General features: G+C 66.1%; 1 protein-coding gene. It reads right to left on the bottom strand.

Annotated features, from left to right (window positions below; genetic code table 11):
* The coding region (locus ACW9IR_RS29780; protein ID WP_457466187.1) for an acyl-CoA dehydrogenase family protein at window positions 1-336 on the bottom strand (336 nt) is incomplete at both ends.

Below are 336 nucleotides of genomic sequence, written 5' to 3'. Positions count from 1 at the left end.
AATGCCAATGCCGCCTTGCCAGAATCCGGGGCGAGCCAGGTAATCACCTGGTCCGCCCACGGCCAGCCCCCAGGCCTGGTCAAACACGATTTCCACACTGCCGGTGGCGGCCATGCCCACGGCATTCCAGCCTTCGTCCGTGACGACGACGCCGGGTTGATCCATAGGCACCGCCACCAACTGTTGGCGGTCGTCTTCGTCCCAGGCCGTCAGCAAGCCATGGCTGACCACCGCCGCGCCGGAACACCAGGCTTTACGCCCTTGCACCTTCAGGCGCTGGCCCTCTTTGAAGACGCGTACCTTGGCGGTGGGTGGCTCGGCCGCCCACATGCCCCA

This window comes from Pseudomonas sp. SDT291_1_S447 (assembly GCF_054070155.1).
The sequence above is the reverse complement of the archived record's forward strand: the minus strand, read 5'-3'. Positions and strand labels throughout refer to the sequence as shown.